Source organism: Pseudoalteromonas caenipelagi, from assembly GCF_013140855.1.
Lineage (GTDB): Bacteria > Pseudomonadota > Gammaproteobacteria > Enterobacterales > Alteromonadaceae > Pseudoalteromonas > Pseudoalteromonas caenipelagi.
In genome coordinates this window covers 89,093-101,866 of record NZ_JABBPG010000003.1, presented here as the reverse complement: position 1 = coordinate 101,866, position 12,774 = coordinate 89,093, and the positions used below count along the sequence as shown (strand labels likewise).

Sequence of the window (12,774 nt, the reverse complement as noted above, 5' to 3'; positions counted from 1 at the left end):
AAATTGCGTCAAACAAGCTGTTTGAGCATTTTTTACCCATATTTTGCGGGCGCCATTATACCCAATTAGGATGAGATTTAAACAAAAAGTTTAGAAAAAAGGACTACCTCTTCTAGAGAGAAGGTTAACTATCGGCAGATAAAAGAAATTTTAGTAAGCTCAACAAAACATCTGCCAAGCTTACTAAATCATAGGACGGTGCTACTTAACAAAGACAATTTCATCGTCTTTGACATCAACGGTGATATGGTCGCCACTAACAAACTCACCAGAGAGTAAGCGCTGTGCCAATGGGTTTTCAATATATTGCTGTACAGCACGTTTTAGTGGCCTTGCACCAAATACCGGATCAAAACCGCTGGCAGCAATTTTATCTAATGCGCCTTCTGTAAGAGTAAACTCATAGCCTTTTTCCAGTAAGCGCGACTCTAGCTTCTCTAGTTGGATACTGGCAATTTGCCTAATATGTTCATTTATCAATGGGTGGAATACAACCGTTTCATCAATGCGATTGATAAACTCAGGCCTAAATTGACTCGCCAATACGCCCATCACCAGTTCTTTTAATGTAGCGTAATCATTATTTCCTGCTTGCTCTTGAATGATATCAGAGCCCAAATTAGAGGTCATAATAATTACTGTGTTTTTAAAATCTACGGTGCGTCCTTGACCATCGGTCAAACGGCCATCATCCAACACTTGTAGCAGAATGTTAAATACATCCGGATGCGCCTTTTCCACTTCATCTAACAAGACGACCGAGTATGGTCTACGTCGCACGGCTTCAGTCAGGTAACCTCCTTCTTCGTAACCTACATAGCCAGGAGGTGCACCAACAAGTCGAGCAACCGAGTGTTTTTCCATAAATTCAGACATATCAATGCGTACCATCGCATCTTCAGTATCAAACATAAAGTGTGCAAGAGCTTTGGTAAGCTCTGTTTTACCAACGCCTGTTGGGCCTAAAAATAGGAAAGAACCGATAGGACGATTTGGATCAGCCAACCCTGCTCGAGAACGCCTAATGGCGTTTGCTACTGCATTAACCGCTTCATCTTGACCAATCACTTTTTTGTGTAATTCGTCTTCCATTTGCAATAGCTTTTCGCGTTCGCCCTGCAGCATTTTTGCGACAGGGATCCCCGTCCAGCGAGACAGGATCTCTGCTATCTCATCCTCTCCAACTTGATTCTTCAATAAGCTCATTTCTTGCATTTCAGCTTGAGATGCCAAATCTAATTTTCGCTCAAGTTCTGGAATACGACCGTACTGCAGCTCAGACATACGTTGTAAGTCACTTGCACGACGGGCTACTTCCAAGTCCAAACGGGCTTGTTCAAGCTCCGCTTTGATGACTTGTGTGCCCTGCAAAGATGCTTTTTCCGCGTTCCAAACTTCATCAAGCTCTTTATATTCAGTTTCAAGCTCTGAGATCAGCGACTGCATTTCGCTACGACGCTTTTGACTTGCTTCGTCTTTTTCTTTCGCTAAAGCGTTATCTTCTAGCTTTAACTGAATAATGCGACGCTCAAGCTTATCTAGTTGTTCTGGTTTGGAGTCTATTTGCAAACGAATCGAGCTGCCCGCTTCGTCGATTAAATCAATTGCCTTGTCTGGTAATTGACGGTCACTGATATAACGATGTGATAAGTTAGCCGCCGCAACTATTGCCGGATCGGTAATATCAACCGAGTGGTGCAATTCATAACGCTCTTTGAGCCCTCGCAAAATAGCAATGGTATCTTCTACACTTGGCTCACTAACAAACACTTTTTGAAAGCGTCGCTCAAGCGCGGCATCTTTCTCAATATACTGGCGGTATTCATCCAAAGTCGTCGCACCCACACAGTGCAACTCGCCTCGGGCTAACGCTGGTTTAAGCATATTGCCGGCGTCCATTGCACCATCTGTTTTACCGGCACCAACCATAGTGTGAATTTCGTCGATAAATAAAATGACTTGGCCTTCTTCTTTTGCCAACTCGTTAAGTACCGACTTGAGCCTTTCCTCAAATTCACCTCGATATTTAGCGCCTGCGACTAACGCGCCTAAGTCTAAAGATAAAACGCGTTTACTTTTTAAACCTTCAGGTACTTCTCCATTGATAATACGTTGTGCCAAACCTTCAACGATGGCTGTTTTACCTACCCCTGGTTCACCTATTAATACGGGGTTATTTTTGGTACGGCGTTGTAACACTTGAATGGTACGACGAATTTCATCATCGCGACCGATAACAGGGTCTAATTTACCCTGCTCTGCGCGTTCAGTTAAATCTATGGTGAACTTTTCCAGTGACTGGCGTGTATCTTCCGCATTAGGGCTATCAACTTTTTGACCACCTCTGATGGCCTTAATAGCGGCCTCAATTTTAGGTTGAGTGATATTGAGCGATTTGAATATATCGCCTAATGGCCCTTTATCTTCACAGGCAGCAAATACAAATAGCTCGCTAGAGATATACTGATCTTTGCGCTTTTGTGCGTATTTGTCACAGAGGTTGATTAACGAAACCAAGTTGGTTGAAAGCTGCACATCACCGCCAATACCTTCAACTTTAAAAATCTTTTCTATCGCCTGTGATAGCTTGCTATTAAGTTCATCGGCACTGACACTGGCTTGTGCAAGCAAGGCGCGAACACTAGAGCCATTTTGCTGCAATAAGGAATACATTAAATGCACTGGCTCAATAAATTGATGGTCTCGCCCTAAGGCTAATGATTGAGCATCTGAAAGTGCAGCTTGAAATTTACTGGTAAATCTATCTAAACGCATTGGTATCTACCTTTACAAAAAACTATAACTAGTTAATTAATGGGTATTGCTAGCAGATTGTTCAAGTAATAAATGATAGGAATATAAGATTAATTGCGCCAGATCAAGCTTGCCATGCGCCCTGTTTTACCATCACGACGATATGAAAAAAACAGTTCATTTTGCGTTACAGTACAATAGTCACCACCAAATACCTCAGTAACACCAAGTTGGGCCAGCTGACGTTTCGCTATCGCGTAAATATTAGCCATGAATTTACCATCACTTTGTGCAACAAAATCATCTTCGTGGGTTCGGTTGAGTTCACAAAACTGGGCCTTTACGTCGCTCCCCACTACAAACTTCTGCGGTCCTATCGCGGGTCCAAACCAAACATACAACTGCTTTGGGTTTGCTTGAAATAGAGCGAGCGTATTAGCGATAATTCCCTTTACAAGTGGTTTCCAGCCGCCGTGGATGGCTGCAACTTCGCGGCCTTGCTGATCACAAACTAAAATAGGCAAGCAATCAGCAGTCATAATTGCTAACGGCTGCTGTCGTAACCTTGTATATAGCGCATCTGCCTTTGGCCAAAATGTAGCAGGTGTATTTTTATCAACAACCAGCACATCTGCACCATGCACTTGAGTGAGCCAATGAGCGGGATTCGGTAAGTACTCTAGCAGTTGCTTATGATTGGCATTAACATCATTGGGCTTATCATTTACATGATAGCCCAAATTAAAACTCTCAAAGGGTACACAAGACTGGCCACCTACTCTGGTCGTAGAGAGCGCTCCGACACGATTTTGTATAGGCCAATCTGGCAACAGCATAAGCTTGACGCCTACAGCGCTAGATCTGGGTTTGCTTTCGTGTCTTCACGTAGAGCTTGCGTAAGAATCTGCATATCTTCAGGTACAGGCGCTTCCCATGTCATCATCTCGCCAGTAATTGGGTGCGCAATACTTAATTTAATTGCATGCAGAGCTTGGCGTTTAAAATCACGCAACTGCGCGAATAATTCAGGAGTTGCATTACGTGGCGGACGGGGGCGACCGCCATACAACTGATCACCAATGAGTGGATGGTTCAAATAAGCCATATGCACACGAATTTGGTGAGTACGCCCTGTTTCCAAGCGTAAACGTAATCGCGTATGAGCACGGAACTTTTCAGCCACTCTATAGTGAGTAATTGCTGGTTTACCCATTTCATGAATCGCCATATGTGTACGTTTAGTTGCATGACGACCAATCGGTTTCTCGACCATACCACCAGCTGTCATTGTGCCATTACAAATTGCTTCGTATTCACGGGTAAAGTTTTCTCGAGCTTGCAGGTTTTTCACTAAGTGTGTTTGTGCCTGAATCGTTTTTGCGACCACCATAAGACCCGTTGTATCTTTATCCAGGCGGTGCACGATACCGGCACGCGGTACATTAATGATATCTGGGTGATGATATAACAGGGCATTGAGCACTGTGCCATCTGGATTACCAGCGCCTGGATGCACTACTAGCCCCATAGGCTTATTGATCACCAAAATATCGTCATCTTCGTACACTATGTCTAAGGCAATATCTTGGGCTTCATACTCTCGTGGCGCCTCAATTTGCGTTTCTATCGCAACCACTTCCCCTCCCAGTAATTTTTCACGAGGAGTATTTAATACGCTCCCGTCAACCGTGACTTTATCGTCTAGAATCCAAGTTTTTATTCTCGAACGAGAAAAATCTGGGAACAATTGCGCCAAAATTTGGTCTAGACGTTTACCGCCTAACTCTGTGGGGACTTCAGCTTGAAGAGAAATTTGCTCTGACATCTGTAACTTTACCTAATTTACCAGTGCAAGCTGTGCTCGACTGGGTTAGAATCGCATAAATGCATAGTTTACTCGGTTTTACCCACTTGGCCTAGCCGAAGACAACAAAGGTAGTAAAATAAAATGATAAAAAACTTAAGGAAGCGCGCCTTTGCCATCATACTTAGCGCCTCATTTTTAGGCTTAGCGGCCTGCTCTTCTGCGCCAGAACAAGATGAAATAGAACGCGTACCGAACAAATCAGCTCAAGCTCTGTATGAAGATGCCAAAGAAACTCTAGATTCGGGCCTGTATGCAAGAGCAATCGAATTACTCAGCGCCATTAATTCGCGATACCCATTTGGACCGTTTTCCCGACAGGTGCAAATGGACTTGGTATTTGCCCACTACCAAACAGGTAACACTGAACAAGCACTCGCGCATATTGACCGTTTTATCCGCTTAAACCCAAACCACAAAAACTTAGATTACATGTACTACATGCGTGGTTTAGTCAATATCAAAGCTGATGAAAATGCCTTCCAAGATTACTTTGGTGTTGACAGAGCTGATCGTGACGCTAATCGTACTCGCGTAGCTTTTCAAGACTTATCGACCTTGATCAGTAGCTACCCTGATAGTGAATACATACCAGAGGCTAAAAAGCGGTTGGTGTGGTTGTTAAATAAAATGGCTCGCTATGAGTTGAAAGTAGCCCAATACTACTTTGAACGTGAAGCCTACCTTGCTGCAGCAAATCGTGGTAAATATGTTGTAGAACATTATTCTCAAAGTAGCTACCTAAATGCTGCTTTGGAAATAATGGAAAAAAGCTATAAAAAACTTGGCTTGAGTGAACTAGCAGAAAATGCTCGCCAGACCATGCAGCTAAACAAACGTTAATCAATTAAGTGTTCCGATAAAGCATCTTAAACTTTATCGGAACACTGTTTATACATATACAACTGATATAAAAAATCCCCACAGTGTTGTGAGGACATCAAAAATTTCAGGTTATCAAATTGCTTCTTCGTCTTCTTCACCGGTACGTATACGAACTACGCGCTCAACTTCAGTGACAAATATTTTACCATCGCCAATTTTACCTGTTTGAGCAGTTTTTAATATCACGTCAATGGCTCTATCTACATCCTCATCAGCTAACACTATGTCCAGCTTCACTTTAGGTAAGAAGTCGACCATATATTCAGCGCCACGATATAACTCTGTGTGACCCTTTTGACGTCCAAATCCCTTTACTTCGCAGACAGTCATACCAGTAATACCGACATCTGATAAAGCTTCTCTTACATCATCTAGTTTGAATGGTTTAATTATCGCTTCTATTTTTTTCATGGCTCTGCACTTTCCTATGATGGTGCGTCGATTTTAATCAATACTCAAAATGTTAGCAAACAAAGTCATTGCCTTAGTATCAAAAAGCACGCCATAATGAATAAAACTAATGTAGGGCATGCTGTAAGATGTATAACTCCTCTTTATTGAAAGCCAAAGGTTTTACACTGGTTGAATTATTAATTACTTTCACCATCTTGGCTGTCTTAGCCAGTATTGCTTTGTCTGGTAACAATGCTCTTCTAGATAAAAACCGAGCTGAGTCGTACTTGCTTGAATTAAAGCGTAATATTACCTTTGCTAGAGCCAAAGCGACTTCAAGTGATGAAATTGTTATACTTTGCCCTGTTGATGAAGGAAACCTCAACCGTGGCAGCAATTTAACTTGCCTTAACAACTGGTCAAGCTCAGCCAAAGTGGTATTCGTAGATCATAATAATAATGGTAGTTTTGACAGTACGAGTGAGTCTATATTAAGAGTGATTGACCCAATACCAGGGGTTGACTCATTGAGTTTTCCTAACGCCTTTATACGTTTTGATGGCAGTGGCCAAGTTACCAGCAATATTGGTAAATTCATTTACTGCCCTGAGTCCGGCAGCACTTCTAACCAGATGTTAACCGTTACTCTATCTGGCAATGCTCTATTCAATGGCACAACCACACTAGGTTGTAATTAACTTTACTTTTTAATTTTGCGATAGCTTGATTTTACTTACTGATAAGCTAGCTTTTTAGCTACTTATCTAAAGTTACAGATCCAAGGATGGATATGGCTATTAATAAAAAGAGCTTAGGTCTCACTTTGCTTGAGACACTAATAACCCTAGCTTTGATGGGTACTTTACTCAGCCTAGCTTTATCTAGTTACGGTGAAATTATCTCTGAACACAGGCCAGAGTTTGCGCTTAAGCAGCTTAAGCGTGCATTGGCATTAGCAAAAACACAAGCAGCCTCAACAGGGAGTAAGAGCACAATTTGCCACCTTGATAATAATCGCTGTGTAGCCAACGCATGGCATAAAGAGATCACAGTATTTATAGATAGAGGTGACCTTAGAGTATTAGACAAGGACGATGTACGTTTATATGAATTACCAGCCATACCAAAACAAGATTCTTTAGCCTATCCAAGGCCTGCCATCATATTTAACTATGACGCTTCAATCAGAGGATTTACCAATGGTACCTTCGTTTATTGCTTACCAAGTCAAAGTGAAGAATCAACAGGTTTAGAAATGAGTGTAAGTAACGCAGGTAGGGCTCGTATAAGGGACACTGACAAGTGTCCCTTATAGCTATTTAGCGCTGCCAGCAATATTCCTTAGTTGCACTACCTTTGCTAAGCTTTTGACCTAGCTCATTGATCATCATAGCGGAACACTCTTTGTCACCTTGTACAGGTCCTGCTATTGGTGTTGCAACTACTTCAAAGCTCGTGTCATCCACCGTCACTGACATTGAATAATAGCCGTTTTCTGTTTTTTCTGGCACGCCAATGTCTGATAGTTTATTGGTGAAAACTCGGTTGTCTACAAAATACTGCTCTTGCTTATTTGCGGCATCAAGCAGCATTACCATCGCCTCTGAACGAGCAGCTTTCACAAGAAATTGTTTATAACTGGGGTAAGCAACTGATGCAACGATCCCTAAGATAACTAAAACGATTAGCGCCTCTAAAAGCGTAAATCCTCTTTCCTTTACCTGATTACTTTTCATCATTCTCTTCTTTTTTGTAAATGAACATCTGCCTAGTCTTCAAACCAAAGTCTACTTGTTCACGTATTAAGTTGATTTTACCATTAATAACAACAGGTTGTGCCTCTGTTACAATCCCAGCCGCCTTCCATGGAGTTCCTACCACCGGTCCTTTTCCTTGCCCCGAACCTTCACCTTTCTTAATGGCAGGTCCAACCATGCGAACAACCGTTTCGCAATCAGTACCATTGCCGTTTTCACAGCTCACATACTTCTTAGGGGTGTCTGGTACTACAGGCGTGGTTTCATATTTGAGCTTGTCATACACTTGCGTACCATAATGTAAATGAAATGCATAAAGCCCGCCCTTTCCTGCTGATGCTTCACAGCGACTCACAGTGGCAGGAGGTGTAAAAGACGTAAAGTAAGCGACGCCGCCAACGACTGTTGGTGCTGCAAGGGACTTTTCATTAGCCGAAAGCGCATATTTCCAACCATGGAAGCTGCCTAAAGTCACTTCAACATCGGTAAAACCTTCAAGATCACTTAGTTTTGCAGCAAAAGGGTCATTACTAATGTCCATTAAATTATTAATTTTTATCGGCTCAGGAACATTCGATTGAAAAGACTGTGTCACCGTATTTTCATCTCTGATCATAAATAAGTAATCCCTCACGCCATTTAGCGTGGGCCGAGACCGGTTACCTGAGCCCAATAATATCGCCTCATAAGGCGTATCTTTGCGCGTTTTAAAGGTTGTTCCTGATACTGTCGTGCGCGTTACTTTACTAAAATAAGTATTTGCTACGGCCGGTTTGTAAAAAAATCGTCTATCACCTGTAGCGCCTACATCAGCTAACTCAGCTAATTTAAAATGGGTCCACTTCGTGTCTGCATCATTTGGGTTAGCTCCAGGCATATCAACTCGCCATACATCACCACCTGTATCAGCAAAATAGAGCCTATCGGTGTAACCGTCATAATTTGAGTCGAGTATCTCTACATCTCCTGGGATGCTGTGCTTACCTTTAAACCCTGTTTTAGGCGTCAATGACCACACCAAAGAACCAGTTTTAGCATCAACTATAAATATGCCTCTACCCACGCTATCTAAAGACTTTCCATTACTGTCTTTGTTGGTGTCATAACCCGCAGCAAAGATCAAAACGGGCGAATTACCTTGCTTTTCAATAAAGGTAACCTGTGGCTTTGACCACGTTTGTGCGAGTTCTTTAAAATCGCCATCAGTGCCACCAACAATTGGCCCCCCCCACAACAAAGTCGGACTATCTGGAGTTGTTATATCAAACGCATAATAACGATTACCACCACGACGCATCCCCGCAAATAGCCATACTTTGTCTTCACCATTAACTTTTTGGTCTTGATTAATATCGTGAAAGTAAACGGTCAAAGGCCCATCCATACCATACAGTTTAGTATCAGCCTTACTCACTCGAGTACTATGCAATATGTCAAACAAGTCTTCAGGAATAAAAGCCCAGCTTTCAGATACCGTCTTACCTTCATCTTTAAACATATGTAAAAGGCCTGCGTTGGTACCAACAATGACCCTGATGTCACCATTGCCATAATCCATGGTCACAGGCTTAGAATGTAGCGGATCACCAAAAATGCTTTCTCTTCGTTCGCTTGTATTACCATCTTTATCTTCATCATCAACATCTTGGCCGTAGACCCAGTTTATTAACTGTTCAACATTTGTTTTCTTTCTCCCTGAAATGTTCCCTATCTTGAGCTTATCTGCAAAAGCTTTCCATCTTCGATACTGTCTTTTACCTTCAGCAGCAGAAAACTCGCGTAACGTACCAGAGCCATAATCTGAATAAATCGTGCGCTGACTCTGCTTTTGTAATCTCTCATTCACGCCACCGCGCTTAACGCTGTTGCCATCTTGAGAGCCTGACTCAGACCAAAATGTCGTCGCACCTGCTTTAATTAAGCCATTTTCGTCTAAGGCAGCAGCACCATGCATATCAACAACGTTGTTGTTTGAGAACTCGAGTTTTTTTAAGTTCCCTTGCCAGCGAGCATTTGGAGACGCTAAAAACATGGTGTAATAAAGGGCTTTACCACTTTGTGTTTGATCTGAGCTACTGGTTGCAATCGATGGAGAGGTAAAACTATCATTTAACTCGCGGATGTTATCTAGCTGATTTTTTAACGCCTCCGACAGTTCACTTGCGGTGTTCGCTTGGGTGTAAACACCACCACCTAGCTCTGCCGTTTTTTCTAGTATTTCAATGCCGCCAGCGTCCATTCCTCTACCAAAGCCAATGGTGTACACTCGGCCTCGGTCCTTAACACTACCACCACGCAAAGTATAAAGGTCGTCCCGCTGGTGGATAACTTCAGCAAGGGCGGGCAAATAACTGCTGTGCAACGTCGTCGGCAGTATTGAGAAGGTTGCAAGATATTCGCTGATGATGCTCAGATCACTGTCACTATCATTTGATGGTTCGCCATCTGTCATGATAATTACATTGGCGGAACTACCACAGACATTTGGGTCGTTGGCGATAGCTTCAAAAGGTGAAATATAATGACCATAACGTTCTACACTGGTATCTTGGTCGGCAGATGGCCAAAACCATGAATAATAACGGGTGCGCCCGCTTAAGTATAAATAGGACTCCCATAACGTTTCACTTAATGGTGTTGCACCGTTGGCTTCAAGCGAGCTTACTTGGTTCAATATAGTTGAGCGATTCGCACCAAGGCCAGCTAAAATGTAACCGCCATTACTACCATTAAAACGCATCAGACCAAAATCGATATCAGCGTTGTCATTTATTAGCTTAGCGATAGCATTTTTCGCAACTCCTAGGCGATTATCAGGACACAGTATGTAGCGATCGCGACCATAATCATAACCGCATGAGTCACCCGTTATACTAGAAAATGCCATGCTGCCTGATGTGTCAAAGATGATCATCACTTTAGGTGTTTGAGGTGCATTAACGTTACGTTTTAAGTAAAGCTCTATATCATCAGCAAAGGCTGCATTAGTTATGAGAAGCGTAAAGTAAACTAGCAGTTTTCTCATTGTATTAACGCCCTTCTTCTATGCTAATCATTTCTTGACCTATTCCTGTAACAACCGTCATCGTATGTTGTGACTTACTGCCATAAGTAATTTTGGTTTCCAGCTGAGTCATATTACAAATCACCCCAGATGTATATGAGTACGACCTTGGACAATTTAGTTCAAGCGGCCCATTGTTCATACTCGTCACTGTATTGACTGTGCCGTTTAAGCCATTAAAGCTATTCCCTGTAGCTAGCTGTGCTTTACTACGAGTGAACAAGCTCTCGGCACCTAACGCAGTTTGCGTCGCAATTGCCCTTTGCACTTCTCCCATCAGTAAACTATCGGCTTCCTCACGCTCTTGTGCTGCATTAGTAATTTTTAAATCCAAACTGCTGGTACTCATTAAAGTCACAGCAATAGCACTGACTGCCACTATCATGATCATGGCACTAATTAATACGATACCTTGTTGCTTATTTATAGACGCCATGCGATTGTTCCCATGTTGTTTAGCCTCACTGTGGTCGAAAACACCGTGCGACGAAAATTATCGGTTACGTTATGCACACGTTTGTCAGGATCTGAGCCTAGGGTGTAAGTACGATTTTTTAACGATAAGTCTGGATCAGGTTCTAAGGCGCGAACCAAAACAAAAATTTGCACAGTTAAAATGCCATTTAATCGCTCCCAATCAGATGCTTTCATATCTTCTGTACTGCGATAGCTATCTACACGATAATCCGCATCGGTGTCTAAACCAAACACAAAACGAATGTCCTCTACACCTTCCATAACCACCTCAACACGCATTCCTCCATCAACAGTCAAACGTTTGCGTGATAACACGGGGATCATAAGCTTCTGATCTCTAATGGTGACCTCTTGTTCAGTCACGTAGTAAACATGATGACTGTAGGGCCAAAGTGTCGAGTTAATCGTAGGTAAGGCTGTCTTTTGCACCCCTGACGTAAAAATAGCTTGCTCTTGATCGGCAATAAAATAATAACGATTGCTAGCCATATCGCTGCTCTTTGCCAGCTGTTTGCCTTCTAAAAACTTAAATTGCACTACATCGGTGTTCTTCTTAGCATTTGATATACAGTTAAGCACATCGCTGCTGGTGGCTAGCGTAGCAAAAACCGAGCGAAAATTAGTAGGGTCGATACTTGGGAAACTGCCATTATTAATGCCGCCAAAGCAATCTCCTCTTGGATTTGCAATACCATCTGCCATCGTTACATTTGTTTCGCTAAACCCTTCCTCGTAAAAAGTCCCCCAAAAACCCACTTGCTCAATGTCACGTTTCAAAATATCTAAGGCCAGCCGCCCTGTTTCTTGCATTTCACCAATAACCATCGTATCTCGGGTGGTGACTTTCATACTGACATAAGTCGCCCCTACACCACCTAGTATGAGCACGCCTATAAACAGCGCAATAAGTAACTCAACGATAGAAAAGCCTTTATTAAACATATATTAGGCCCTCAAAAGAATGTAGCTATTGAGCACCACTAAACGACGCTTATCATTTTTGATACCACAGTTTATCGTTAGATTATCCTCACTTGCTTTCATTGCTTGTCTACCTTGCCACGCAACCACAACTTCAACATTAAAACCTCGATTGCGGGTGCCTCCTACAACGGTAGGAGTAATACATACCGTTGTATTGTCCAGTGTTCCGGTGTTTTCCCGCGCACGTATAGCTTGACGCCAGTGTTCAATATCCGTTGCCGCAATCGCAGCGGCGTTACACTGGTCGCTAAAGCAACGGCTAACGGGGTTTAAGGCGGTTTTACTATTAAACACTACTTTGTAGTTAGCACTGATTGCTTGCGTGTCATTTACTCGAAGTCGTTGAATAATGTCGTTGGCAAGGGCAATTGCTGCAGCACGCTGCATCGCATCAAAGCTCGCTTGCTTAGCCTTAGCTTGTAAAGCCACGGCACCGAGCAATCCAAAACTAAGTACCATAAACGCTATCAATACTTCAATGAGTGTGAAGCCTAGGTTATTGGTGACTTTCATTGGCATGTATTACCTACAGATAAAGCTATATAAACTTAGCGTACAAAATAGTAGGAAATACACAAGGTCATTTACCCATCAGT

12 protein-coding genes are annotated in these 12,774 nt (G+C 42.6%); 3 read left to right on the top strand and 9 right to left on the bottom strand.

The annotated features are described in order from the left end of the window. Positions 1-201: 201 nt before the first annotated feature. The 3 genes from clpB to rluD all read right to left on the bottom strand — a co-directional run bounded on the left by clpB (position 202) and on the right by rluD (position 4,579). Entirely contained in the window at positions 202-2,775 is a 2,574-nt protein-coding gene (gene clpB, locus HG263_RS08820; RefSeq protein WP_171625728.1) for an ATP-dependent chaperone ClpB, read from the bottom strand. Positions 2,776-2,864: 89 nt separating this feature from the next. After that, a complete protein-coding gene (pgeF, locus tag HG263_RS08815; protein WP_171625727.1) occupies positions 2,865-3,590 on the bottom strand; it encodes a peptidoglycan editing factor PgeF in 726 nt (241 codons plus the stop codon). Between the two features lie 11 nt (positions 3,591-3,601). After that, positions 3,602-4,579 (bottom strand): 23S rRNA pseudouridine(1911/1915/1917) synthase RluD, encoded by a 978-nt coding sequence (gene rluD / locus HG263_RS08810; RefSeq protein WP_171625726.1) that lies wholly within the window; start codon positions 4,577-4,579, stop codon positions 3,602-3,604. A gap of 123 nt (positions 4,580-4,702) precedes the next feature. Here rluD and HG263_RS08805 point away from each other — a divergent pair, with 123 nt between their 5' ends. Next, on the top strand, positions 4,703-5,461 hold the full coding sequence (locus tag HG263_RS08805; protein ID WP_171625725.1) for an outer membrane protein assembly factor BamD: 759 nt from the start codon (positions 4,703-4,705) through the stop codon (positions 5,459-5,461). 114 nt (positions 5,462-5,575) lie between these two features. Here the strand turns inward: HG263_RS08805 and glnB are convergent, their stop codons facing one another. After that, positions 5,576-5,914 (bottom strand): nitrogen regulatory protein P-II, encoded by a 339-nt coding sequence (glnB, locus tag HG263_RS08800; protein WP_152085349.1) that lies wholly within the window; start codon positions 5,912-5,914, stop codon positions 5,576-5,578. A gap of 128 nt (positions 5,915-6,042) precedes the next feature. On the opposite strand from glnB, the gene HG263_RS08795 reads away from it, so the two are divergent. Beyond that, complete coding sequence (locus HG263_RS08795) at positions 6,043-6,594, top strand: GspH/FimT family pseudopilin (RefSeq protein WP_171626091.1); 552 nt, start codon at positions 6,043-6,045, stop codon at positions 6,592-6,594. A gap of 92 nt (positions 6,595-6,686) precedes the next feature. Next, positions 6,687-7,211, top strand: a complete 525-nt coding sequence (locus HG263_RS08790; protein WP_171625724.1) for a GspH/FimT family protein — start codon at positions 6,687-6,689, stop codon at positions 7,209-7,211. 4 nt (positions 7,212-7,215) lie between these two features. Here the strand turns inward: HG263_RS08790 and HG263_RS08785 are convergent, their stop codons facing one another. Genes HG263_RS08785 through pilV form a run of 5 tightly spaced genes read right to left on the bottom strand, consistent with a single transcriptional unit; the run spans position 7,216 to position 12,697 of the window. Next, entirely contained in the window at positions 7,216-7,635 is a 420-nt protein-coding gene (locus HG263_RS08785; RefSeq protein WP_171625723.1) for a type IV pilin protein, read from the bottom strand. Next, positions 7,622-10,678, bottom strand: coding sequence for a pilus assembly protein (locus tag HG263_RS08780; protein ID WP_171625722.1), 3,057 nt, complete (start codon positions 10,676-10,678; stop codon positions 7,622-7,624). Before HG263_RS08780 ends, HG263_RS08785 begins: the two co-directional genes overlap by 14 nt. A 4-nt stretch (positions 10,679-10,682) precedes the next feature. After that, positions 10,683-11,153, bottom strand: coding sequence for a pilus assembly protein PilX (locus tag HG263_RS08775; RefSeq protein WP_171625721.1), 471 nt, complete (start codon positions 11,151-11,153; stop codon positions 10,683-10,685). Further along, positions 11,141-12,136, bottom strand: coding sequence for a PilW family protein (locus HG263_RS08770; protein WP_171625720.1), 996 nt, complete (start codon positions 12,134-12,136; stop codon positions 11,141-11,143). The genes HG263_RS08775 and HG263_RS08770 overlap by 13 nt, the downstream gene beginning before the upstream one ends. A 3-nt stretch (positions 12,137-12,139) precedes the next feature. Continuing rightward, entirely contained in the window at positions 12,140-12,697 is a 558-nt protein-coding gene (gene pilV / locus HG263_RS08765; protein WP_171625719.1) for a type IV pilus modification protein PilV, read from the bottom strand. Positions 12,698-12,774 lie beyond the last annotated feature (77 nt).

Coding starts and splice junctions, on each gene's coding strand:
- clpB (WP_171625728.1), bottom strand. CDS start 2,775: ATGCGTTTAGATAGATTTACCAGTAAATTTCAAGCTGCACTTTCAGAT.
- pgeF (WP_171625727.1), bottom strand. CDS start 3,590: ATGCTGTTGCCAGATTGGCCTATACAAAATCGTGTCGGAGCGCTCTCT.
- rluD (WP_171625726.1), bottom strand. CDS start 4,579: ATGTCAGAGCAAATTTCTCTTCAAGCTGAAGTCCCCACAGAGTTAGGC.
- HG263_RS08805 (WP_171625725.1), top strand. CDS start 4,703: ATGATAAAAAACTTAAGGAAGCGCGCCTTTGCCATCATACTTAGCGCC.
- glnB (WP_152085349.1), bottom strand. CDS start 5,914: ATGAAAAAAATAGAAGCGATAATTAAACCATTCAAACTAGATGATGTA.
- HG263_RS08795 (WP_171626091.1), top strand. CDS start 6,043: ATGTATAACTCCTCTTTATTGAAAGCCAAAGGTTTTACACTGGTTGAA.
- HG263_RS08790 (WP_171625724.1), top strand. CDS start 6,687: ATGGCTATTAATAAAAAGAGCTTAGGTCTCACTTTGCTTGAGACACTA.
- HG263_RS08785 (WP_171625723.1), bottom strand. CDS start 7,635: ATGATGAAAAGTAATCAGGTAAAGGAAAGAGGATTTACGCTTTTAGAG.
- HG263_RS08780 (WP_171625722.1), bottom strand. CDS start 10,678: ATGAGAAAACTGCTAGTTTACTTTACGCTTCTCATAACTAATGCAGCC.
- HG263_RS08775 (WP_171625721.1), bottom strand. CDS start 11,153: ATGGCGTCTATAAATAAGCAACAAGGTATCGTATTAATTAGTGCCATG.
- HG263_RS08770 (WP_171625720.1), bottom strand. CDS start 12,136: ATGTTTAATAAAGGCTTTTCTATCGTTGAGTTACTTATTGCGCTGTTT.
- pilV (WP_171625719.1), bottom strand. CDS start 12,697: ATGCCAATGAAAGTCACCAATAACCTAGGCTTCACACTCATTGAAGTA.